23 protein-coding genes are annotated in these 23,171 nt (G+C 61.5%); 8 read left to right on the top strand and 15 right to left on the bottom strand.

The window, feature by feature from the left end:
• Positions 1-22: 22 nt before the first annotated feature.
• Positions 23-1,567, bottom strand: coding sequence for a threonine ammonia-lyase, biosynthetic (gene ilvA, locus HX792_RS14970; RefSeq protein ID WP_256349850.1), 1,545 nt, complete (start codon positions 1,565-1,567; stop codon positions 23-25).
• Between the two features lie 108 nt (positions 1,568-1,675).
• Here ilvA and rpiA point away from each other — a divergent pair, with 108 nt between their 5' ends.
• Complete coding sequence (rpiA, locus tag HX792_RS14975; RefSeq protein ID WP_017253881.1) at positions 1,676-2,347, top strand: ribose-5-phosphate isomerase RpiA; 672 nt, start codon at positions 1,676-1,678, stop codon at positions 2,345-2,347.
• Positions 2,348-2,469: 122 nt separating this feature from the next.
• Here the strand turns inward: rpiA and HX792_RS14980 are convergent, their stop codons facing one another.
• From HX792_RS14980 to HX792_RS14995, 4 genes are all read right to left on the bottom strand, one after another.
• Positions 2,470-3,384 (bottom strand): SdiA-regulated domain-containing protein, encoded by a 915-nt coding sequence (locus HX792_RS14980; protein WP_176996817.1) that lies wholly within the window; start codon positions 3,382-3,384, stop codon positions 2,470-2,472.
• A 120-nt stretch (positions 3,385-3,504) separates the two neighbouring features.
• Positions 3,505-4,428, bottom strand: a complete 924-nt coding sequence (locus tag HX792_RS14985) for an SdiA-regulated domain-containing protein (protein WP_176996818.1) — start codon at positions 4,426-4,428, stop codon at positions 3,505-3,507.
• A 234-nt stretch (positions 4,429-4,662) separates the two neighbouring features.
• Positions 4,663-5,328 carry a fumarylacetoacetate hydrolase family protein gene (locus tag HX792_RS14990; protein ID WP_176996819.1) on the bottom strand — a complete coding sequence of 222 codons (666 nt, stop codon included), beginning with the start codon at positions 5,326-5,328 and terminating at the stop codon, positions 4,663-4,665.
• Positions 5,329-5,349: 21 nt separating this feature from the next.
• Positions 5,350-6,744, bottom strand: a complete 1,395-nt coding sequence (locus HX792_RS14995; RefSeq protein WP_176996820.1) for an FAD-binding oxidoreductase — start codon at positions 6,742-6,744, stop codon at positions 5,350-5,352.
• A 205-nt stretch (positions 6,745-6,949) separates the two neighbouring features.
• Here HX792_RS14995 and serA point away from each other — a divergent pair, with 205 nt between their 5' ends.
• Positions 6,950-8,179, top strand: a complete 1,230-nt coding sequence (serA, locus tag HX792_RS15000) for a phosphoglycerate dehydrogenase (RefSeq protein WP_003195214.1) — start codon at positions 6,950-6,952, stop codon at positions 8,177-8,179.
• A 63-nt stretch (positions 8,180-8,242) separates the two neighbouring features.
• Here the strand turns inward: serA and HX792_RS15005 are convergent, their stop codons facing one another.
• Positions 8,243-8,683 carry a DUF4399 domain-containing protein gene (locus HX792_RS15005; protein ID WP_176996821.1) on the bottom strand — a complete coding sequence of 147 codons (441 nt, stop codon included), beginning with the start codon at positions 8,681-8,683 and terminating at the stop codon, positions 8,243-8,245.
• A 136-nt stretch (positions 8,684-8,819) separates the two neighbouring features.
• Here HX792_RS15005 and HX792_RS15010 point away from each other — a divergent pair, with 136 nt between their 5' ends.
• A complete protein-coding gene (locus tag HX792_RS15010; protein ID WP_176996822.1) occupies positions 8,820-9,311 on the top strand; it encodes a transporter substrate-binding domain-containing protein in 492 nt (163 codons plus the stop codon).
• An 84-nt stretch (positions 9,312-9,395) separates the two neighbouring features.
• Here HX792_RS15010 and HX792_RS15015 read toward each other — a convergent pair whose 3' ends face one another.
• Complete coding sequence (locus tag HX792_RS15015; protein ID WP_176996823.1) at positions 9,396-9,878, bottom strand: DUF523 domain-containing protein; 483 nt, start codon at positions 9,876-9,878, stop codon at positions 9,396-9,398.
• 2 nt (positions 9,879-9,880) lie between these two features.
• The gene (locus HX792_RS15020; RefSeq protein ID WP_176996903.1) at positions 9,881-10,513 is read right to left on the bottom strand and encodes a 2OG-Fe(II) oxygenase; all 633 of its coding nucleotides are present in this window, start codon (positions 10,511-10,513) and stop codon (positions 9,881-9,883) included.
• Positions 10,514-10,644: 131 nt separating this feature from the next.
• On the opposite strand from HX792_RS15020, the gene HX792_RS15025 reads away from it, so the two are divergent.
• Positions 10,645-11,397 carry a DUF2059 domain-containing protein gene (locus HX792_RS15025; protein WP_176996824.1) on the top strand — a complete coding sequence of 251 codons (753 nt, stop codon included), beginning with the start codon at positions 10,645-10,647 and terminating at the stop codon, positions 11,395-11,397.
• Between the two features lie 102 nt (positions 11,398-11,499).
• On the opposite strand, the gene HX792_RS15030 is transcribed toward HX792_RS15025, so the two are convergent.
• Entirely contained in the window at positions 11,500-12,441 is a 942-nt protein-coding gene (locus HX792_RS15030) for an alpha/beta hydrolase (RefSeq protein ID WP_176996825.1), read from the bottom strand.
• Positions 12,442-12,540: 99 nt separating this feature from the next.
• Between HX792_RS15030 and HX792_RS15035 the strand changes: the two genes are divergently transcribed.
• A complete protein-coding gene (locus tag HX792_RS15035; RefSeq protein ID WP_176996826.1) occupies positions 12,541-13,116 on the top strand; it encodes a DUF6436 domain-containing protein in 576 nt (191 codons plus the stop codon).
• 31 nt (positions 13,117-13,147) lie between these two features.
• Entirely contained in the window at positions 13,148-15,502 is a 2,355-nt protein-coding gene (locus tag HX792_RS15040; protein ID WP_176996827.1) for a penicillin acylase family protein, read from the top strand.
• 76 nt (positions 15,503-15,578) lie between these two features.
• Here the strand turns inward: HX792_RS15040 and HX792_RS15045 are convergent, their stop codons facing one another.
• Complete coding sequence (locus tag HX792_RS15045) at positions 15,579-16,493, bottom strand: AraC family transcriptional regulator (RefSeq protein ID WP_176996828.1); 915 nt, start codon at positions 16,491-16,493, stop codon at positions 15,579-15,581.
• A 99-nt stretch (positions 16,494-16,592) separates the two neighbouring features.
• Between HX792_RS15045 and HX792_RS15050 the strand changes: the two genes are divergently transcribed.
• The gene (locus HX792_RS15050) at positions 16,593-16,946 is read left to right on the top strand and encodes a carboxymuconolactone decarboxylase family protein (RefSeq protein ID WP_016973032.1); all 354 of its coding nucleotides are present in this window, start codon (positions 16,593-16,595) and stop codon (positions 16,944-16,946) included.
• Here the strand turns inward: HX792_RS15050 and HX792_RS15055 are convergent.
• On the bottom strand, positions 16,924-17,889 hold the full coding sequence (locus HX792_RS15055; protein WP_176996829.1) for a GlxA family transcriptional regulator: 966 nt from the start codon (positions 17,887-17,889) through the stop codon (positions 16,924-16,926). The two genes, HX792_RS15050 and HX792_RS15055, sit on opposite strands and share 23 nt — an antisense overlap.
• Positions 17,890-18,147: 258 nt before the next feature.
• On the opposite strand from HX792_RS15055, the gene HX792_RS15060 reads away from it, so the two are divergent.
• Positions 18,148-18,789: an HD domain-containing protein gene (locus HX792_RS15060; protein ID WP_176996830.1), complete on the top strand. Its 642-nt coding sequence runs from the start codon at positions 18,148-18,150 to the stop codon at positions 18,787-18,789.
• Positions 18,790-18,931: 142 nt separating this feature from the next.
• Here HX792_RS15060 and HX792_RS15065 read toward each other — a convergent pair whose 3' ends face one another.
• From HX792_RS15065 to HX792_RS15080, 4 genes are all read right to left on the bottom strand, one after another.
• On the bottom strand, positions 18,932-19,816 hold the full coding sequence (locus HX792_RS15065) for an ABC transporter permease subunit (protein WP_176996831.1): 885 nt from the start codon (positions 19,814-19,816) through the stop codon (positions 18,932-18,934).
• Entirely contained in the window at positions 19,813-20,733 is a 921-nt protein-coding gene (locus HX792_RS15070; RefSeq protein WP_176996832.1) for an ABC transporter permease subunit, read from the bottom strand. Before HX792_RS15070 ends, HX792_RS15065 begins: the two co-directional genes overlap by 4 nt.
• On the bottom strand, positions 20,730-21,872 hold the full coding sequence (locus HX792_RS15075; RefSeq protein WP_176996833.1) for an ABC transporter ATP-binding protein: 1,143 nt from the start codon (positions 21,870-21,872) through the stop codon (positions 20,730-20,732). Before HX792_RS15075 ends, HX792_RS15070 begins: the two co-directional genes overlap by 4 nt.
• 64 nt (positions 21,873-21,936) lie before the next feature.
• Complete coding sequence (locus tag HX792_RS15080) at positions 21,937-23,031, bottom strand: polyamine ABC transporter substrate-binding protein (RefSeq protein ID WP_176996834.1); 1,095 nt, start codon at positions 23,029-23,031, stop codon at positions 21,937-21,939.
• Between the last annotated feature and the right edge of the window lie 140 nt (positions 23,032-23,171).

Raw genomic sequence — 23,171 nt, forward strand, 5'->3', positions numbered from 1 at the left:
CCGCCCCAATCAGCGTAGTCGCTCAACCGAGGAACAGTGTGTAGGCCGGGTTATCGCTTTCATCCCAGTACGGGTAGCCGATGGCCTCCAGGGCTGCCGGTACCAGGTGACGCTCGTCCGCCGGCACTTGCAGGCCGGCGACCACACGGCCGTCGGCTGCGCCGTGGTTGCGATAGTGGAACATCGAGATGTTCCAGCGCCCGCCCAATTTGTTAAGAAAGTTGAACAAGGCGCCCGGACGCTCGGGAAACTCGAAGCGCAACACCACTTCATCGCTGACCTTGGCCGCGTGCCCGCCGACCATATGGCGGATGTGCAACTTGGCCAGTTCGTTTTCGGTCAGGTCCAGCACCGGGAAGCCCTGGCTGGTCAGGCTGGCGATCAGCGCGCTGCGCGGGTCGTTTTCCGGGTGGGTCTGCACACCAACAAAGATGTGCGCCTCGCTGCCGGAGTGGTAGCGGTAGTTGAATTCGGTGATCTGGCGCTTGCCCACGGCTTCGCAGAACGCCTTGAAGCTGCCCGGTTTCTCGGGAATGGTCACGGCGATGATGGCTTCACGGCCCTCACCCAGCTCGGCACGCTCGGCCACGTGGCGCAGGCGGTCGAAGTTGACGTTGGCACCCGAGTCGATGGCCACCAGGGTCTGCCCAGTCACGCCACGGGTCTCGACGTACTTCTTGATCCCGGCCACGCCCAGCGCGCCCGCAGGCTCGGTGATGGAGCGGGTGTCGTCGTAGATGTCCTTGATCGCCGCACAGATTTCATCAGTGCTCACGGTGATCACTTCATCCACATAGTCCTTGCAGATGTCGAAGGTGTGCTGGCCGATCTGCGCCACCGCCACGCCGTCGGCGAAAATACCGACGGTCGGCAATACCACGCGCTCACCCGCTGCCAGCGCGGCTTGCAGGCAGTTGGAGTCGTCGGGCTCGACGCCGATGATCTTGATGTCCGGGCGCAGGTATTTCACGTACGCCGCAATACCGGCGATCAGCCCGCCGCCGCCCACCGGTACGAAGATCGCGTCCAGCGGCCCCGGGTGCTGGCGCAGGATCTCCATTGCCACGGTGCCCTGCCCGGCAATGGTGTGCGGATCATCGTAGGGGTGAATGTAGACGTAGCCTTTTTCGTCGACCAGTTTCAGCGAGTAGGCCAGGGCTTCTGGAAAAGAATCGCCGTGCAGCACCACTTTGCCGCCACGGGAACGCACGCCTTCGACCTTGATTTCAGGGGTGGTCTTGGGCATCACGATGGTGGCTTTGACCCCCAGCACCTTGGCCGCCAGGGCCAGGCCCTGGGCATGGTTGCCCGCCGAGGCCGTGACCACACCGCGCGCACGCTCTTCGCTGCTCAGTTGGGTCAGCTTGTTGTAGGCGCCGCGAATCTTGAACGAGAACACCGGCTGCAAGTCTTCGCGCTTGAGCCAGACCGTGTTGCCCAGCCGCTCGGAGAGCTGGCGGGCGGTCTGCAACGGGGTTTCTACGGCAACGTCGTAGACGCGCGAGGTGAGGATCTTTTTGACGTACTGTTCAAGCATCGGCGGGCTTCTACTTTCACGGTTTGGCAGGGCCAAGGAGTCTAACCCGGCTTTTGGCCGGGCGACCACACGAATCCCGAGGTTTTGTTGGGTTATACTCGCCGCCCTCGATAACTCCCCGCCCGTTCCGGAGCCCGCATGACCCAGGATCAACTCAAACAGGCAGTGGCCCAGGCCGCCGTCGATTTAATCCTTCCTAAACTCGACGACAAGAGCATCGTCGGTGTCGGCACCGGCTCCACCGCCAACTGCTTCATCGATGCACTGGCCCAGCACAAGGGCGCCTTCGACGGCGCCGTGGCCAGCTCCGAAGCCACCGCCGCACGCCTCAAGGGCCACGGCATTCCGGTGTATGAGCTCAACACCGTGAGCGACCTGGAGTTCTACGTCGACGGCGCCGATGAAAGCGACGCGCACCTGAACCTGATCAAAGGCGGCGGCGCAGCCCTGACCCGCGAGAAGATCGTCGCAGCCGTGGCCAAGACCTTCATCTGCATCGCCGACGCCAGCAAGCTGGTGCCGGTACTCGGCGCGTTCCCGCTGCCGGTAGAAGTGATCCCAATGGCCCGCAGCCATGTGGCCCGCGAGCTGGTGAAACTGGGCGGCGACCCGGTGTACCGCGAAGGCGTGTTGACCGATAACGGCAACATCATCCTCGACGTGTTCAATATGCAGATCACCAACCCGGTGGAGCTGGAGACCCAGATCAACGCGATCGTGGGCGTGGTGACCAATGGTTTGTTCGCGGCGCGTCCTGCTGACGTGTTGCTGCTGGGGACTTCCGAAGGCGTGAAAACCCTCAAGGCCTAAGCAAATACGCTGTGCTTTATGTGGGAGCTGGCTTGCCTGCGATAGCATCACCCCGGTGCTACTGAAAGACCGAGGTGCTTGCATCGCAGGCAAGCCAGCTCCCACAGTTGGCCGGCGGCGTTTCAGGGGCTGGGTTTCTTGAAGACGTAGAACAGGTTCGGCTCACTGGTCAGGTACAGGTTTCCATCGTCGTCCATCGCGATGCCTTCCGCCTGCGGCACGCGCTTTTTGAGGCCGTGGCGCCCGGCGAGCAAAGACAGGCTGCTCAACGGGCGACCGTCAATATCCAACTCCAGCACCAGGAACGACTCATCCGACAGCGCAAGCAAGTGGCCGCTGCGCTCGTCGTATTGCAGGCTCGACAGGTCCCGTACAAACAGCCCCGCGTCCCGCTTGGGGTTGTTGATCACGTGGACCGAGTAGGTTTTTTCCGGTTTGAAATGGGGAAAACCGTGCACCTCGTAGATCAGCATCGGGTCACGCTCCTTGGCCACGAACAGACGCTTGCCCAGTGAGTCATACGCCAGGCCTTCAAAGCCTTTGTTGCCACCAATATGCACACCCAGGGTCATCTGCTCCGCATCGGCGGCATCGAGAAACTGCGTGTCGTTGTCCACATGCACCTTGATCAGCCGTTGCTGGCGCTCATCGCTGATCACATAGATGTTGTCGCTGATGAACTCCACTGCCTCGGCATCGCCAAAGCCCACCAACGGAATACGCCGCAGGATCTTGCCTTCCAGGGACAGCTCGATCAGCTCGGGCTTTTTGTTGGTGACGGTAAACAGGCTTTTGCGGACCGGGTCGTAGGTGAGGGCCGACACATCGTCGTCGAGGCCGTCGATCACGCTGGCCTCTACCGCGACACGATAATCCGCCAGGCCGATGGAACGCTCATCCATAGGCTGGCGCCACGCCTGCCAGTTGAACCACGCACGCTCGAACAAGCGAAAGTGCTGTGCAGCGGCCCCGGCGCTGACCAAGGCGATCAGCGCAAGTATGAATAGAAGGAATTTGGGGCGGGAAAATCGACGCATCGGACAGGCTCAAAATCAAAAGTGGCGAATAAATATCACGCCCGTCTGAATTTAAACTTAAACGCTGCCGAGTGCCTGGTGAATGCCGCTAATAGAGACTTATCCGACGTAATTGGCGGGTTATTTCTGCTTTTCGAAGCGATAGAACAGGTTGGGTTCACTGACCATATAGAGGGTGCCATTTTCATCCATGGTCACGCCTTCGGCGCGGGGTATGGTGTTCTTCAGGCCGTTGAAACCGCCAAGCAAGGTCATAAAGCTGACTTGCTCGCCCTTTTCATCCAGCTCCAGCAGCAGGTGGGAGTCGGCCGATAGCACCAGTAAATGGCCGGTGCGCGGGTCGACAGCCAGCGCGGAGAGGTTGCGCATGTCCAGCTCAGTGCTGGCGACTTTTTGCTTATCGCCGGTCAGCGTGCTGCCATCGCTTTTCCAGGTGAACAGCGCGGGTGGGCGTTCTTCGCCGAGCACGATGTGTTGGTTTCGCTTGTCCCAGGTGACACCTTCAAAGGCTTTGTTCTGGTCCTTGGAAGGGCCGAGGTCGTAGCTTTTGAAGTCAGCGATGTTCAGTTGTTGGGTGCTGGCGTCGACCTTGACCACCGTCAGGGTGTGCATGCGCTCATCGACAATGGCCATCTGGCCGTTTTCCATCACCGTGACGCCTTCCGGGTTGTTCCAGCCATTGAGCGGCATCTTGCGCAACACATCGCCTTGCAGGCTCAGCTCAACGAGGAAAGGGTTCTTGCCCATGACGGAAAACAGGGTTTTGGTCTGCGGGTTATAGGACACATCCGAGGCCTCATCCTTCTCCATGCCGGGCAGCAACTTGCCATCGATGACCGCGTGGTAATCCGGCAGCCACACGCTTTCCTGGCGTTCTGCCTGGGTTTCGAAGCGCTCCATCACCCACAACGCGCCGCGATCATCCCAATGCATCGCCCACGACACGCCATAGACGATCGCCCCCACCAGGAACAGCCAGGAATACCATCGCAGGGCAAAACGGGAACGGGGCTTGGGTGTGGCGGAAGGCAAAGGCACGGCCATTGAGCGCTTTTCCAGAAAGTCAGCTTTAGGTGATAGCACAGGATCAACGGGCCCGCGTGCTGAAGGCTGAGGATTATCCGGATGGCGTGTGAAAAAAATGCAAAGAACGATGCTTTGGGATGAACACAAACCCCTGTGGGAGCTGGCTTGCCTGCGATGCGGACGACTTGGTGTGTCAGTTACACCGAGGCGATGCTATCGCCGGCAAGCCGGCTCCTACAAAGGGGGAAGGGTTCAGCGAACGTGGCTTTCGAAGCGGCTGACGCCTGGCAGCTCCAGCACCAGCTCGTCGCCGACATTCAGCGGGCCCACGCCCACCGGGGTACCGGTGAGGATCACGTCGCCGGCCTGCAGCGAGAAGCAACCGGCCATGTACTGGATCATCGGGATGATCGGGTTGAGCATGATCGCGCTGTTGCCGTCCTGGCGAACTTCACCGTTGATGGTCAGGCGAATGCCGATATCGGTCACGTCCGGGAAAGTGCTGCCCACCACGAACGGTGCAATCACCGCCGCGCCGTCAAACGACTTGGCGATTTCCCACGGCAGGCCCTTGGCTTTCAGCTCGGCCTGCTTGTCGCGCAGGGTCAGGTCCAGGGCCGGGGCGAAGCCGGAGATGGCGTCCAGCACTTCTTCACGGCTCGGCTTGGTCGACAAGGGCTTGCCGATCAGTACCGCGATTTCCGCCTCGTAGTGCACCGAACCGCGTTCGGTTGGAATGGCAAAGCCACCTTCCAGCGCGACCACACAGCTGCCAGGTTTGATGAACAGCAGCGGCTCGGTCGGTACCGGGTTGTCCAGCTCCTTGGCGTGTTCGGCGTAGTTACGCCCGATGCACACCACTTTGCCCAGGGGAAAGTGGATGTTGGTGCCGTCGACATACTTGTGCTGGTAGCTCATGGAACGACTCCTTCAGGGCGATTAAACAGCGAAGATCTTGCCAGGGTTCATGATCCCGTTCGGGTCGAACACGGCTTTCACGGCTTTCATGTACTCGATTTCCACCGGCGAACGGCTGTAGGTCAGGTAATCGCGCTTGGTCATGCCCACACCGTGTTCGGCGGAGATCGAACCGTTGTACTTCTCGACGGTTTCAAACACCCACTTGTTCACAGTGGCGCACTTGGCGAAGAACTCGTCCTTGCTCAGGTTTTCCGGCTTGAGGATGTTCAGGTGCAGGTTGCCGTCGCCGATGTGGCCGAACCAGACGATTTCGAAGTCTGGGTAGTGTTCGCCGACGATTGCGTCGATTTCCTGCAAGAACGCCGGGACTTTGGAGACAGTGACCGAAATATCGTTCTTGTACGGAGTCCAGTGGGAAATGGTCTCGGAGATGTACTCGCGCAGCTTCCACAGGTTGTGCAGCTGGGTTTCGCTCTGGCTCATCACGCCGTCCAGCACCCAGCCCTGCTCCACGCAGTGCTCGAAGGTTTCCAACGCGTGGTTGGCGACTTCTTCCGTGGTGGCCTCGAATTCCAGCAACGCGTAGAACGGGCATTCGGTCTCGAACGGCGCCGGTACGTCACCACGGCCGAGGACCTTGGCCAGGGCCTTGTCGGAGAAGAATTCAAACGCAGTCAGGTCCAACTTGCTCTGGAACGCGTGCAATACCGGCATGATCGAGTCGAAGTCGGTGGTACCCAGCACCATGGCGGTGAGATTCTTCGGTGCCCGGTCCAGGCGCATGGTGGCTTCCACCACAAAGCCCAGGGTGCCTTCGGCGCCGATGAACAGCTGGCGCATGTCATAGCCGGTGGCGTTCTTGATCAGGTCGCGGTTCAGTTCCAGCACATCACCCTTGCCGGTGACGACCTTCATGCCAGCCACCCAGTTACGGGTCATACCGTAGCGAATAACCTTGATTCCGCCGGCATTGGTGCCGATGTTGCCGCCAATCTGGCTCGAACCGGACGACGCGAAGTCCACCGGGTAGTACAGGCCTTTTTCTTCGGCGACGTTCTGCAACTGCTTGGTGACCACGCCCGGCTGGCACACGGCGGTGCGGTCGGTGAGGTTCACGTCGAGAATCTGGTTCATGTAGTCGAACGACACCACCACTTCGCCATTGGCCGCCACAGCGGCTGCCGACAGGCCCGTACGACCACCGGACGGCACCAGCGCCACCTTGTGTTCATTGGCCCAACGGACGATGGCCTGCACCTGCTCGATGGTCTTGGGGAAGACGATGGCCGTGGGTGCGGGGGCGAAATGCTTGGTCCAATCCTTGCCGTAAGCCTCCAGGGAGTCTGCATCGGTCAGCACTTTGCCAGGCTCAACCAGGGTCTTTAGCTCATCAATCAGGGCAGGATGGGTCATCGACAGAACTCTCGAACAATTCATGGTCATCCTGAGAACGCTTCACGTCGCAGGAATGAGTGTTTAGCGGGGCGCGTATGCTAGCATACCGCCCCCGCAGGACAGAGCCCAAGGGCGTTTCTGCGGTGACGGCTTTCCTGCCGTCCGGGTCAGCTTAAGCGATCCGATTCCCTGCCATTTTTCTCCGGGATACAGGTTTACGCAGATGAGCAAGACTTCTCTCGATAAGAGCAAGATCAAGTTCCTTCTTCTGGAAGGCGTCCACCCATCGGCTGTCGACGTTCTGAAAGCCGCCGGGTACACCAGCATTGAGTACATCACCAGTTCTCTGCCGGAAGCCCAGTTAAAGGAAAAGATCGCCGACGCGCACTTTATCGGCATTCGCTCCCGCACTCAGCTGACCGAAGAGATCTTCGATCACGCCAAGAAACTCGTGGCGGTTGGCTGTTTCTGCATCGGCACCAACCAGGTCGACCTCAACGCAGCGCGCGAGCGCGGCATCGCGGTGTTCAACGCACCGTACTCCAACACCCGCTCCGTTGCGGAGCTGGTGCTGGCCGAGGCCATCCTGCTGTTGCGCGGCATCCCTGAGAAGAACGCTTCCTGCCACCGTGGCGGCTGGATCAAGAGCGCGGCCAACTCCTTCGAAATCCGTGGCAAGAAGCTGGGTATCGTCGGTTACGGCTCGATCGGTACTCAACTGTCGGTCCTGGCTGAGGGCCTGGGCATGCAGGTGTTCTTCTACGACACCCTGACCAAGCTGCCATTGGGCAACGCCACCCAAGTGGCCAGCCTGACCGAACTGCTGGGCATGTCCGACATCGTCACCCTGCACGTTCCGGAAACCGCCGAGACCCAGTGGATGATCGGCGAGAAGGAAATCCGCGCCATCAAGAAAGGCGGCATCCTGATCAACGCAGCACGCGGCACCGTGGTCGAGCTGGACGCCCTGGCCGACGCGATCAAGGACAAGCACCTGATCGGCGCCGCCATCGACGTGTTCCCGGTGGAGCCACGCTCCAACGATGACATCTTCGAAAGCCCGCTGCGTGGCCTGGACAACGTGATCCTGACCCCGCACATCGGCGGTTCCACCGCTGAAGCCCAGGCCAACATCGGCCTGGAAGTGTCGGAGAAGCTGGTCAAGTACAGCGACAACGGTACCTCGGTATCGTCCGTGAACTTCCCGGAAGTGGCCCTGCCGGCTCACCCTGGCAAGCACCGTCTGCTGCACATCCACCAGAACATCCCTGGCGTGATGATGGAGATCAACAAGGTCTTCGCGGAAAACGGCATCAACATCTCCGGTCAGTTCCTGCAGACCAACGAGAAGGTCGGCTACGTGGTGATCGACGTCGACGCCGAGTACTCGGACCTGGCGCAAGAGAAGCTGCAGCACATCAACGGCACGATTCGTAGCCGCGTGTTGTTCTAAGGTTTCAACGCCGCATAAAAAAGGGAGCCCCGAGGGGCTCCCTTTTTTTCATCTGAACAAATCTTACTTTACGTTAACCGTGATCACTTTGGACGCTACAGTCGGGTTGAACTGCATGTGCAGTTTGTCGCCCGCCACCAGTTGCAAGGTGTGCTTGCCTGGGGTGAGGGTCAGTTCGGTTTCAGTCTGGGCCTTGCCGTAGTGGATCACGGTGTCAGTGGCCGGGATCGGCACGCTGGCGTCAGGCAGTTCTTTCTGGTCGACCAGCAGGTGGTGGTGGCCGGTGCCTGGGGTCTGGTCAGTGGCCGGAGCCAGTTTCAGGCCTTCCATGCCGAATTTGACGGTGAAGGTCTTGTCGACGGTGGCGCCGTCTTTTGGCGAAACGATAAACACCTTGGCGCCTTCAGGTGGAGCACTGCGCGGGATACCGTCGGCGGCGGTGGCCAACATTGAAGCACCCAGCAGCAGGCTGGCAATCGTTGCACGGGACAAAAGGGCTTTCATTCGCTTCTCCAGTTTTTCCAGGAAATCTGTTGGGTTATGACAACTTCGCGGCAAATTGCTGTCCAAGGCACTCAACACACCATAGCAAAGCGATGCTGAACGGCGCCTCGCACAGATGAATACTTTAGGAGTGACCATGCGCCTTTCGCCTGGCCTTGTACTTTTGCTTTCCTTCCTGAGCCCTCTGGCTCATGCCGAGTTGATCGACGATGTGTTCGATCGCGGCGAACTGCGTATCGCCCTCGAAGCCAACACCCCACCCTTTAACTTCAAGGACGGCGACAAACTCACCGGCTTTGAAGTGGAGCTGGGCGAACAACTGGCCAAGGAAATGGACGTGCGCCCCTCATTCATCACCACCGACGACAGCGACCTGCTACCCGGCGTGGAAACCGGCAAGTACGACGTGGCCATCAACCATATCGCTATGACTGCCGAGCTGCGGGATCGGTTCGATTTCAGTGAGGCTTATAAGGAAACACCTGAACTGGCGATTCCATTCCATAAAGGCAACCCGGCGTTCAAAAATAGCCTGGACAAGGCGCTGCAGCACATCAAGGCCGATGGCCGCCTGAAGGCGCTGACGCAGAAGTGGTTTGAAAGCGAGCCCGTCGCCAAGACCCAATAACACCCTGTAGGAGCCGGCTTGCCGGCGTTGGCGGCCTCAGGTTGTTCGCAAACCTTAAGGGCCTCATCGCCGGCAAGCCGGCTCCTACAGGTTGTTGAGTGCCTGGGCGGCCTGGGGGAGTTCCAGCTCGCTGAAGACGTGCACGCCATGGCGCTTGAGCAGCGCCGCCGTTACACCTTCGCCGCTCACCTTCACACCCGAGAACGTGCCGTCATAGGTCAGCAGGTTGCCGCACGACGGGCTATTGGCCTTGAGAATGGCGATACGGATGTTGTGCTGCTGCACCAGCGCAAGGGCCTGGCGGGCGCCGTCCAGAAAAGCCTCACTGAAATCCTCGCCGTCGGCGGTCAGCACCCGGGCACGGCCTTCCCATACGTCCACCCCCTGCCCGCCCGGAATTTCAGCCGCAGGCCTGGGGGTGGGCAACCCGCCGGACACTTCCGGACAGATCGCCACCACCCGCCCCTCGGCCTGCCATGCGGCCAACTGATCGAACGGCCCGCTGCCGGCGCCGTCATAACGCACCTTGTGCCCGAGCAGGCAGCGGCTGACGAGGATCTTTTCCATCGCTAAAACGGCTCGTTGCCGCGCCGGCGAAACCAGCCCGTGAGGGACAGCCGCTCACGCGTCGCCGGCAAGACTTCGTGGGGCACTTCGCCCGACAGGAACACCACCAGGCAACCGCCGTTGGGGTCCACGTCGTACTCCGCGCCGTCCTTGAGGTACATGCGCAACTGGCCGCCGTGTTCGGGCAGCCAGGCATCATTCAAATAGACCACCGCTGACACCATGCGCCGGTCATCGTCGCGAAAGCGGTCCACATGCTTCAGGTAGAACGCCCCGGGCGGGTACATTGCGAAGTGGCTTTCGAAATCCTCAAGGCCCAGGAACAGATCGCGATTCATCGCCTGGCGCAGGCCGTCCATCAAGCCCATGTAGGTGCCGCAGACAGCAGCATCACCCTCTTCCAGCCACTGGATGTGGTCACCGCGAATCCCCTCGCGGATCTCCTGGGCCGGGCCGCGCCCGACCGCAGCCGGCGCCAGCTCACCTTCGGCTTTACGTTTACGGCACTCAGCCGCCAATTCCAGGGTCAGAGCCTGGGGCAGGAAGCCGTCCTGCCGGGACCAGCCTTTTTCGGCGAGGTCGTCGACAATACGTTGCAACAGCGAGTGATCGAGGGGAATTTGCATGGCGCGCATAGTATCCATACGCCTGTGAATCCGACAGAGCCGCCGAGCGTCTGAATACACTTTAGTCAGGTGACCGATAGGATTTCTCGACAAATCCTACGCCCGACACGGACAATAGTGGCCGACTGACAGGAGTCCATATGCGTCGTTTGTTTTTTTCCGTGCTGATGTTCTGCGTTTTGCCCGCTTGGGCAGACGGCCATGACCAGTTGTACAAGGTCGCCGGCTGGGCCGAACAACGTGCGCATTTCAATGACGCCCTGAGTGCCGCCCAGCAACGCTACCGCAATAGCCTGCCGCCAGCGGTGTACCAAGCGTTGGTGGACAACAGCAATAAACGCTTCGCCGCCCAGGCCGTGGACCAGCGTGCCGAGGCGCAGCTGCGCAAGAACCTGGCGGACCCCAAGCCCGCCCTGGCGTTTTTCCAGTCGCCCCTGGGCCGCAAGATTGTCGCCGCCGAGCTGCTCGCCACCCGCCGCGACCAACTGGCAAAGAACGCCCAAGGCCTGCCGAAAATCGAAGCCGACGCCACCCGCAGCCTGATCATCGATCACCTGGCCCAGGCACTGCCGGCGCGCGAAGCGGGCGCAGAAGTCAGCCTGGCGATTGCCGGGGTGGCGGCCGACAGCCTGAGCCAGATGATCCCCGGCCTGCTGGGGGGCGGTCAGGCCCAAGGCATGTTGAATGGTCAGCGCGAGCGGTTGATGCAGCAGATCGACAAGGATCTGAACAACACGCTGCTGTACGTCTATCGGGATTTGTCTGACCCGGAGCTGGAAGAATTCGCCACGTTTGCCGAGTCACCGGACGGCAAGGCGTATTACCAGGCGGCGTTGGCGGCCATTCGCGCCGGTCTCGCCGTGGGCCAAAGCACCTCAAGCCTGTCGCAATAACCTCCCTTGTAGGAGCCGGCTTGCCGGCGATGGCGACCTCAGATTATTCGCACATCTTGAGGGCCTCATCGCCGGCAAGCCGGCTCCTACACAGGGGTGGTGTCAGGTCAGATGGGCTGTCAGGTATCGGAAGTACTCTTCGCGAATCTCGGGAATCTCATTGGCCAGGTGGTGCCTGCCACGCGGCAGCATCAGCACCTCAGGCTGGTCAAACTTGCCCCGCAGCACCAACAGGTTGTGCTGCCAGTCCACCGTCATGTCTTCCTCCCCCTGGATAATCACCGGCCGCCGCGAACTGCGCGGTGCGGCTTCGATGCGTTTGATCCAGCGGGCGAGCGCGCCCACCCAGGCGGTGGGCAGTTGGCGCGGCTGCAGCGGGTCGGCTTCCAGGAACGGCTTGAACGCGGGGTCGTTGGTGTTCTCGCTGAACCGCCGCGCAATGCCTTTTACAAACGGGCGCAGCAGGTAGTAGCTAACCTGCGACCAGCCCCACGCACGCGGCCGCACCAGCGGCGACAGCAGGAAGGTCTTGCCCTGGGCTGGGCTGTCGGCGCCGTGGTTGAGCAGGTGATCCACCACCACCGCCCCGCCGGTGCTTTGCCCGAACAGGTGCCAGGGCTGGGGCAATTGCAGTGCTGATGCCTGGGCGAACAGCGCCTGGACCACGTCCTGATACACCGAGAAATCCTCGATGCTGGCCCGCGCGCCACTGGACAGGCCATGGCCCGGCAGGTCGCAGGCGATCACCACGAAGCCCTGGTCCAGCGCCCAGTCCACCACGTTGCGGTACAGCCCCATGTGGTCATAGAAACCGTGGAACAGGAACATCGTCGCCACCGGCGCCTTTGGCCACCAGACCTGCGCCACCACCTCAAAACCGTCGACCTCGAAGCGCCCCAGGCGGCTCACCGCAGGCACCGTGCGCTTGGCCAGGTCCAGCCCGTAGAAACGCTGGTAGACCCGCGCCTCGGCACTCAGCGGTTGCGCATCCACCAGGGGGCGCAAGCTGTCGCGCAGATGATCGGGGTCAAAGGTGACGGGCATAAAGGGTTCCAGACTGACGGCGAAGATGAATATCGAGCTGCGATATTCATCTGTCAGGACAAGCATGGCAAGCTACGCGACCTTCGAGGATTGATCTGAATGCGACAGCCTTACCGTACCGCCTTGTTCGCCAGCCTGATCCTGATCATCTGCGCCGGCGTGCTGTGGGCAGCCTACGACTGGTTCCAGGGCCGCTACCTGCGAGCCTTCAGCGAACACACGGCGGTGTTTTCCGGTGACACCCTGCGCCTGCCCGCCGAGCTGAGCGGCCCGGGCCCGATCCGCCTGGTGCACTTCTGGGACCCGGCCTGCCCGTGCAATGTTGGCAACCAGCAACACCTGGGCGAGCTGATCGAGCAATACGCGCCCCACGGCGTCGAGTTCTACGCCCTGCAAAAAGCCGGCAGCCACGGCAAGCTGCCCGACAACCTGCGCCAGATGAAAACCCTCACCGCCCTGTCCGGCGCCGACCAAGTACCCGCCAGCCCCGCCGTGGGCATTTGGGACCGCAGCGGCAAGCTCGCGTATTTCGGGCCCTACAGCGAAGGGCTGACGTGCAATTCCAGCAACAGTTTTATCGAGCCGATCCTCAAGGCCCTTGAAGCCGGACGCGAGGTGAATGCCACGCACACCCTGGCGGTGGGCTGCTATTGTTCGTGGCCTAAGGATCTGTAGCCCGTTACCCCACTCTTGGTAAGGAATGTTCATGAAGCGCGTCTTGCAGGTTTTCGCGGTTCTGGTGGTGCTGCTCGCCCTCGCGGGCGGCTGGTACGTCTACAGCAAGCAACCCACCCGCCAGGGCACGGTCACGCTGGCCGGCCTGCAAGGCTCGGTCACGGTGCGCTACGACGACCGTGGCGTGCCGCATATCCGCGCCGAGAACGAGACCGACCTGTACCGCGCTTTGGGTTATGTGCACGCCCAGGACCGCCTGTTCCAGATGGAAATCATGCGGCGCCTGGCCCGGGGCGAACTGGCCGAAGTACTCGGCCCCAAGCTGCTCGACACCGACAAACTGTTTCGCAGCCTGCGTATTCGCGAACGCGCCTTGAGTTACGTGGAACAGCTGGACCACGACTCGCCTGCGTGGAAAGCGCTGCAAGCCTACCTGGACGGCATCAACCAGTATCAGGACAGCCACGCCAGCCCCATGGAATTCGACGTGCTGGGCATCCCCAAGCGGCCGTTTACCGCTGAAGACACCATCAGCGTCGCCGGGTACATGGCCTACAGCTTTGCCGCCGCGTTTCGCACCGAACCCCTGCTGACTTACGTGCGCGACCAACTGGGCAGCGACTACCTGAAAGTCTTCGACCTGGACTGGCAACCCAAGGGCGCCCTTAACCTGGCTGCCAGCGATTGGCAAAACCTCGGCGCCCTGGCCTCCCTGAGCGAGCAGGCCCTGGCCGAAAATGGCTTGCCGCAGTTCGAAGGCAGCAACGCCTGGGCCATCAGCGGCAGCCGCACCAAGAGCGGCAAGCCGTTGCTGGCGGGTGACCCGCACATTCGCTTCTCGGTGCCGTCGGTGTGGTACGAGGCGCAACTGTCGGCGCCGGGGTTTGAGTTGTACGGCTATCACAACGCGCTGGTGCCGGTGGCGTTCCTGGGGCACAACCTGGACTTCGGTTGGAGCCTGACCATGTTCCAGAACGATGACCTCGACCTGATCGCCGAGAAGGTCAACCCGGACAACCCCAACCAGGTCTGGTACCACGACCAATGGGTGAACATGACCACCAGCGAGCAGCAGATTGCCGTGAAAGGCCAGGCGCCGGTGACCATCACCCTGCGCCAGTCGCCCCACGGCCCGATCGTCAACGACGCGCTCGGCGAAAACGCCGGCAAGACGCCGATTGCCATGTGGTGGGCCTTCCTCGACACGCAGAACCCGATCCTCGAAGGGTTCTACCAGCTCAACCGCGCCGACACCCTGGCCAAGGCCCGGGCGGCAGCGGCCAAGGTGTCGGCGCCGGGCCTGAACATCATCTGGGCAAACGCCAAGGGCGATATCGGCTGGTGGGCGGCGGCGCAGTTGCCGATTCGCCCGGCGGGCGCCAATGCCGGGTTCATCCTCGACGGCAGCACCGCCCAGGCCGACAAGCTGGGTTTCTATCCCTTCAGCGCAAACCCCCAGGAAGAAAACCCGGCGCGCGGTTATGTGGTGTCGGCCAATGCCCAGCCGGTCTCGCCCACGGGCATGGAGATTCCCGGCTATTACAACCTGCCCGATCGTGGCCAGCAGTTGAATGCGCAGTTGAGCGACAAGAGCGTGAAGTGGGACGTGAACAACAGCCAGGCATTGCAGCTGGGCACCACCACCGCCTACGGCCCTCGCTTGCTGGCGCCGCTGTTGCCGGTATTGCGCGACGTGGTCAAGGACCCGGCACAGCTCAAGCTGGTGGAGCAACTGGCCGCCTGGAAAGGTGACTACCCGCTGGACTCCACCAGTGCCACGCTGTTCAACCAGTTCCTGTTCAACCTCACCGACGCCGCCTTCCATCCCAAACTGGGCGACGCCCTGTTCAAGACCCTGCTCGGCACCCGCGTGATCGACGCCGCCCTGCCGCGCCTGGCGGCCACGCCGGATTCGCCGTGGTGGGATGGCAAGCGCGCCGACACCGTCAAACTCGCCTGGGACAACAGCCTGGCGCACCTCAAGGCCACGTTTGGCGATGATCCAACCCAGTGGCAATGGGGCAAGGTGCACACCCTGACCCACGGCCACCCGCTGGGCATGCAGAAGCCGTTGGACAAGGTGTTCAACGTTGGCCCGTTCCCTGCGCCGGGCACTCACGAAGTGCCCAACAACCAATCCGCGATGATCGGCCCGGCACCGTGGCCCGTGACCTACGGCCCGTCGACCCGCCGCCTGATCGACTTCGCCGACCCGGCCCACGCCCTCACCATCAACCCGGTGGGGCAAAGCGGCGTGCCGTTTGATGCACATTATGGGGATCAGGCGGAGACGTACATCGAAGGGGGGTATGAGCAAGCGCATTTCAGTGATGAGGAAGTGACGGCGAATACGCGCGGCACCCTGAAATTGCTGCCTGCCCGATAACCGTAAACACTGTAGGAGCCGGCTTGCAGGCGATGGCGGTATTTCAGTCACACCGCTATCGCCGGCAAGCCGGCTCCTACAGGTGATCGGCGTTTGAACGTAGTCGCCCCGGCGCCTCGCCGTAGGTCTCCTTGAATTTCTTGCTGAACGCCGCCTGGGACTGGTAACCCACCTGGGCGGCGATATCCAGCAGGCTCAGGCGCGATTGGCGCAGCAGGTTGTACGCCAGCTCCATGCGCAACTGCGTCAACAGCAGCCACGGCGAGACACCCGCGACTTTCACGAAAGCCCGCATGAAGGTCGCCCGCGACATCGTTGCCACGGCCGCCAGATTGTCGATGGTCCATTCATGCCCAGGCTCGGCCAGCATCGCTTGCCAGGCCTTGCTCAGTCGCTTGTCAGCCAACAGCGCAAACGTACCGGCGACCGGCGCCTGGCGGTTCAGCCAGGTGCGCAGGATGAGGGTGAAGAGCGCCGATGACAGCGCATCGATAAAGGTTCGTGCGCCCAGCTGCTGCCCGTCCGCTTCACTGCGCATCAGGGCGATCAGCGCCGCCAGTTGCCCATCGCCCTGCCACTCGCGGCTGGATACCACCAGGTATTCCGGCAACGCACCGAACAGCAACGACTGGCGGTTGTAGTGAAAGGAGCCACACAGCATATCGATATCCGGCTGGTTGCCCCCCAGGCGATGCACCTTGAGCAGCCCGCCGTCGATCACCTGCGGCTGGCTCGGCGCACGCCGCGCGCCCTGGCTGCGCAGCAAGTGAGTGGCGCCACCGGGCATCAGCAGGATATCGCCGGGTTCCAGGGTCACCTGCTGGCCGCCAGACAACTCGGCCCGGCAGGTGCCGCTGAGCACGATGTGGTAAGGCGCCACGCCCAACGCTTCCGGCGCGTGGTCCATGGCCCAGTCGCCCTGGAACTGGCACCGCAGGTCCAGGCTGCCGCGCAGGTTGGCCAGCGCGATGAGGGTGTCGATCGAATTCATTTGCGAACATCGGTCAAAAAGATGAGCGGATTGAACAATAACGCCAACCCCGCACGGCACACACTGGCTTCACACCCAACCCGTTCAGGAGTTACCGCAATGTTCAATAACTGGTCCGACTTGCTGCCTACCGTGAAGAAAGCCTTTGGCGCACTGGGCAAGAGCAACCCGAAGATGGTCAAAGCCTACATGGCGCTGGGCGAAGCTGCCGAGGAAAACAACGTCCTCGACGCCAAGACCCGTGAGCTGATCTCCATCGCCGTGGCCATCACCACCCGCTGCGACGGTTGCATCGGCGTGCATGCCGACGCGGCAATCAAGGCCGGCGCCACCCGTGAAGAAGTCGCTGCGACCCTGGCAACCGCCATCTCGCTGAACGCCGGTGCTGCGTACATCTACTCGCTGCGCGCCCTGGAAGCCTACGACACCCTCAAACCGGCGCCGCAAAGTTGAGCCGAAACTGTTGTGGCGTCACGCCCAGCCGGCGGTTGAACACACTGCGCATGTGCTGGGCGTCGCGAAAGCCGCACTGATAGGCCACGGTCTTGAGCGGTGCGGGGCTGCTTTCGAGCATCACCCGCGCCGCATCCACTCTCGCCCGCTCGACGAACTCGGCGGGCGTTATCCGCGCTTCCCGGGCGAACACCCGGGAGAAGTTGCGCGCACTCATATTGGCCGCCTTGGCCAAGTCCGCAATGGTCAGGTCCCCCGTCAGGTTCGCCAGCACATACAACTGCACCAACGCCACCGCCGAGGTGGTTTCGGCGTGAGGCGTAAGGAACGGGCTGAACTGCGACTGCCCGCCCGAACGCTGGGTGAACACCACCAGGCGCTTGGCCACGCTCAGCGCGACTTCCGGGCCGTGGTCCTGGGCCAGCAAATACAGCGACAAGTCGATGCCCGCGGTGACGCCCGCCGAGGTGTAGAGGTTGCCGTCCTGCACATACAGGCGATCGGCCTCGACCTGAGCCGTGGGGCACAGGCGCGCCAGGTCAGCGGCGTCGTTCCAGTGGGTAGTCACAGTCTTGCCGTCGAGCAACCCGGCGCGAGCGAGCATGAAGGCGCCGTTGCAGATCGAACCAAAACGCTGCGCCCGGGCGGTGGCGCCGCGCAGCCAGTCATCGAACTCGTCACCGAAATCTTCGAACGGCAGTTGCGGGCCGCCCGCCACCAGCAGCAGGTCGTAGGCCTGCTGGGCTTCGCTGTAATGCCGGTGGGCCTGCAACGACAAACCGTTGGACGCCGCCAGGCTGCCGTGGCCGAAGCCGATCACTTCCAGCCGGTAGTGATCCTCGGGCGGCAAAAAGCGGTTGGCTTCGCAGAACACATCCATAGGGCCGGTCACGTCCAGTGACTGGACGCCGGGGAAGATCAGGATGGCGACGGTTCTATGCATGGCGAAACCTTATGACTGGCGGACACGAAACCCTGTGGGAGCTGGCTTGCCTGCGATGCAGACACCTCGGTGTATCAGGTATACCGAGGTGATGCTATCGCAGGCAAGCCAGCTCCCACATTTGATCGTGTACGCCCATGGCGCGATATGAAGGCAGGTTGGCCGGTATCGCGCCCTCGCGGCGATAGCCCCTTCGCGGGCGCGCGACCAGACTGGACTCATCAGCGCCACCCCCGGCGCTTCTTGAGGAGAACGACCATGAGCACCACCATCGCCGGCATCCAGATCCCGGACAGCGCCCTGGCCAGGGCCACCACTGAATACATCCGCGACGTCGAATCCGACCTGCTGTACCACCACTCTCGCCGGGTGTTCCTGTTCGGCGCCTTGAGCGGTGAGCGCAAGCAACTGGCCTACAACCCGGAGCTGCTGTACGTCGGCGCAATGTTCCATGACCTGGGCCTGGTCGAAGGTCATCGCAGTGACAACGAACGCTTCGAAGTGGACGGCGCCAATGCGGCGGCAGCATTCCTCAAGCCTTACGGGCTGAGCGATGACGATATCGAACAGGTGTGGCTGTCCATCGCCCTGCACACCACGCCGGGTGTGCCACAACATTTGCGCCCCACCGTGGCACTGGTGACGGCGGGCGTGGAAATGGACGTGCTGGGCATGGACTACGCCGCGTTTTCCAGCGTGCAGCGCGAAGCGGTGGTGCATGCGCATCCACGGGGTGAAGGGTTCAAGGAGTGCATCATCTGCGCGTTCGCCGACGGCTTGCGCCATCGCCCGCAGACCACGTTTGGCAACGTGAAGACGGATGTGCTGGTGGATCAGGAGCCAGGGTTCAAGCCGATGAATTTTGTGGAGGTGATTCGCAAGTCGCCGTGGATTGCCTGAAACACAACCCCATAAACACCACAAAACCACTGTGGGAGCTGGCTTGCCTGCGATGAGGCCGTGCCAGTCGACTCATCTGTCGACTGATACGCCGCTATCGCAGGCAAGCCAGCTCCCACATTTTTTTACCGCGTTGCGCCAGTTAGACCGGTGCAGGCGCACGTCGCTTGTCGGGCTGTTGCCAGCCGTCCGCCGCCGCTTCTTCGATGGCTTGCTGGATCGCCTTCTTACGCATCTCTTCGGCACGGCGGCTGAAGAACCACACCAGGAAAGTCACCAGCGACACCGCCAGCAGGATCAGGCTGGCCACGGCGTTGATCTCGGGTTTAACCCCCAGGCGCACCGCCGAGAACACTTCCATCGGCAAGGTGGTCGAGCCTGGGCCCGACACGAAGCTGGCCAGTACCAGGTCATCGAGGGACAGTGCGAACGACATCATGCCGCCCGCCGCCAACGATGGCGCGATCATCGGGATGGTGATCAGGAAGAACACCTTCCACGGCCGCGCACCCAGGTCCATGGCTGCTTCTTCGATCGACAGGTCCAGCTCACGCAAGCGTGCCGACACCACCACCGCCACATACGCCGCACAGAAGGTGGTGTGGGCGATCCAGATGGTGACGATGCCACGTTCCTGGGGCCAACCGATCATTTGCGCCATGGCCACGAACAGCAGCAGCAGCGACAGACCGGTGATCACTTCGGGCATGACCAGCGGCGCCGTCACCAGGCCGCCGAACAGCGTGCGGCCCTTGAAGTGGCTGATACGCGTCAGCACGAAGGCCGCCAACGTACCCAGCGCCACCGCAGCCACCGCCGTGTAGCAGGCGATTTCCAGGGAGCGGGCCACCGAGCCCATCAACTGGGTGTTGTCCAGCAGGCCCACGTACCACTTCACCGACCAACCGCCCCACACGGTCACCAGCTTGGATTCGTTGAACGAGTAGATCACGAGGATCAGCATCGGCAGGTAGATGAACAACAACCCCGCCACCAGCATGAAGCTTGAGAAACTGACGCGCTTCATATCTTGCCCTCCATCTCTTTGGCTTGGCTGCGGTTGAACAGGATGATCGGCACGATCAGGATCGCCAGCATCACCACCGCCAGGGCAGACGCCACCGGCCAGTCACGGTTGTTGAAGAATTCTTGCCACAACACTTTACCGATCATCAGGGTTTCCGGGCCGCCGAGCAGCTCAGGAATCACGAACTCACCCACCACCGGGATAAACACCAGCATGCAGCCGGCGATGATGCCGTTCTTGGACAGCGGCACGGTGATTTTCCAGAAGCTGTTGAAGGTGCTCGAACCCAGGTCGGACGCGGCTTCCAGCAGGCTCTGGTCGTGTTTCACCAGGTTGGCGTACAGCGGCAGGATCATGAACGGCAGGTACGAGTAGACCACGCCGATATACACCGCGATGTTGGTGTTGAGGATCTGCAGCGGCTCGTTGATCAGCCCCATGGACATCAGGAAGCCATTGAGCAAGCCGTTGTTGCTGAGGATACCCATCCACGCATACACGCGGATCAGGATCGCGGTCCAGGTCGGCATCATGATCAGCAGCACCAGCACGGTCTGCATCTCTTTGCGCGCACTGGCAATCGCGTAGGCCATCGGATAGCCGATCAGCAGGCACAGCAGCGTGCTGAAAAACGCCATCTTCAGCGAGCCCAGGTAGGCGGCGATGTACAACTCGTCGTCGCCCAGCATCGCGTAGTTGGCCAGGTTGAGCACCAGCTGCAGTTTCTGCTCAACGAAGGTGTAGATCTCGGTGTAAGGCGGGATCGCGACGTCGGCTTCGGCAAAGCTGATCTTCAAGACGATGAAGAACGGCAGCATGAAGAACAGGAACAGCCAGAGGAAAGGGATCCCGATGACCACATGCCGGCCACCGGGTGTTATTCGTTGCAGCTGGCGCTTGAGCTTCTTCATGTTCATGAGCGAAGTACCACGCCGCTGTCGTCTTCCCACCACACGTACACCTGGTCACCCCAGGTTGGGCGTTGGCCACGGCGCTCGGCGTTGGCCACGAACGACTGCACCAGCTTGCCGCTGGGCAGTTCCACGTAGAACACCGAGTGCCCGCCCAGGTAGGCGATGTCGTGCACCTTGCCGCTGGACCAGTTGTGCTCGCAGGTCGGCATTTCGGTGGTCACCAGCAGCTTTTCAGGGCGGATGGCGTAGGTCACCGACTTGTCTTCCACGGCGGTGGCGATGCCGTAGCCCACGTAGATATCACGGTCCAGGTCCGGGCACTTGAGTACCGCGTGGCCTTCGGCGTCGTCCACCACCTGGGTGTCGAAGATGTTGACGTTGCCGATGAACTCGCACACCAGGCGGCTGGTGGGGGTTTCGTAGATGTCGATCGGGCTGCCGATCTGGGCGATCCAGCCCAGGTGCATGATCGCGATGCGCTCGGCCATGGTCATGGCCTCTTCCTGGTCGTGGGTCACCATCACGCAGGTCACGCCCACGCGCTCGATGATCTCGACCAGCTCCAGCTGCATCTGCGAACGCAGCTTCTTGTCGAGGGCGCCCATGGGCTCATCGAGCAGCAGCAGTTTCGGGCGCTTGGCCAGGGAGCGCGCCAGGGCCACACGCTGGCGCTGGCCACCGGACAACTGGTGCGGCTTGCGCTTGGCGAACTGGCTCATCTGCACCAGCTTGAGCATCTCGGCCACACGGGCATCGATCTCGGCCTTGGGGATCTTGTCCTGTTGCAGGCCGAAGGCGATGTTCTGCGCCACGGTCATGTGCGGGAACAGGGCGTAGGACTGGAACATCATGTTGATCGGCCGCTCGTAGGGCGGCATGTCGGTGATGTCCACACCGTCGAGGTAGATGCGACCTTCCGTTGGGCGCTCGAAGCCTGCGAGCATGCGCAGCAAGGTGGATTTGCCCGAACCCGAACCGCCGAGCAAGGCGAAGATCTCGCCTTTCTTGATTTCCAGGGACACATCGTCCACGGCAATCGTCTCGTCGAACTTCTTCGTGACCCGGTCGATTTTGACCAACACCTTTTTCGGTGTCTGGTCGCCCTCGAGGGCTTTCTTATAGGCGCCGGAGGCAACTGCCATTTACGAAACTCCCAACAAAAAATTCTGTGCGCCCGAGGCGGGCGAACCTTGGATAGTTTGAGCCTTACTTGCCCGTCTTGACCTTGGTCCAGCTACGGGTCATTAAACGTTGCACTTTCGGGGGTAACTCGAAGTTGACGAATGTCCGGTCGAGAACCGCCTGCGGTGGGTAAACCGCTGCGTCGGTGCGTATCGATTGCTCCATCAGTTTGTCCGCCCCAGGGTTAGGGTTGGCGTAACCGACTTGATCACTGACCTGAGCGATCACCTCAGGTTTCAGCAAATAGTTGATGAAGGCGTGGGCCTCTTTGACGTTGGCTGCGTCCGCCGGGATCGCCAGCACGTCAAACCACAGATTGCCGCCCTCTTTCGGAATCACGTAGGCGATGTTCACGCCTTTGCCCGCCTCAGCCGCACGGGCCTTGGCCTGGAACACATCACCGGAGAACCCTGCCGCCACGCAAATGTTGCCGTTGGCCAGGTCCGAGATGTATTTGGACGAATGGAAGTAGGTCACGTAGGGCCGCACTTTGAGCAGCTTCTCTTCGGCCTTCTTGTAGTCTTCAGGGTTGGTGCTGTTGGGGTTCAGGCCCATGTAGTTGAGCACCGCCGGCAGCATTTCATCGGCCGAGTCCATGAACGATACGCCGCAACTGGCCAGCTTCTTCATGTTCTCCGGTTCGAACAGCACGGCCCAGGAGTCGATATGGTCGACGCCCAGCACTTCCTTCACTTTATCGACGTTGTAACCAATGCCATTGGTGCCCCACAGGTACGGCACGGCGTATTGATTACCCGGGTCGTTTTTTTCCAGGCGCTTGAGCAGCACCGGGTCCAGGTTGGAATAGTTGGTCAGTAATGAACGGTCGAGCTTCTGGAACGCCCCGGCCTTGATCTGCTTGCCGAGGAAGTGGTTGGACGGCACGACCACGTCGTAACCGGTGCGACCGGCCAGCAACTTGCCTTCCAGGGTTTCGTTGGAATCAAACACGTCATACACAGGCTTGATACCGGTGGCCTTTTCGAAGTTGGCCAGGGTGTCGGGGCCAATGTAGTCCGACCAGTTATAAATATGCACAGTCGGTGCGGCCTGCACGCTCAACGCCAGCGTGATACCTGCGCCCACCAGCAAGGCTTTGCGAAATAAAGAAATTGGCAAGTGGAGGTCCTCTTAAATAGTTGGGCCCAAAGTTGTTGCCCGGCAACAAAACCGGCGCGCAACTTACCCTCGATAAACCGATCCGGCAAAACTTTCTGTCATTTAATGTGTAAGAAGGGCAGTCAACCTGCCCCTCCTAC

This window comes from Pseudomonas sp. B6002 (assembly GCF_013385985.1).
Classification (GTDB): domain Bacteria; phylum Pseudomonadota; class Gammaproteobacteria; order Pseudomonadales; family Pseudomonadaceae; genus Aquipseudomonas.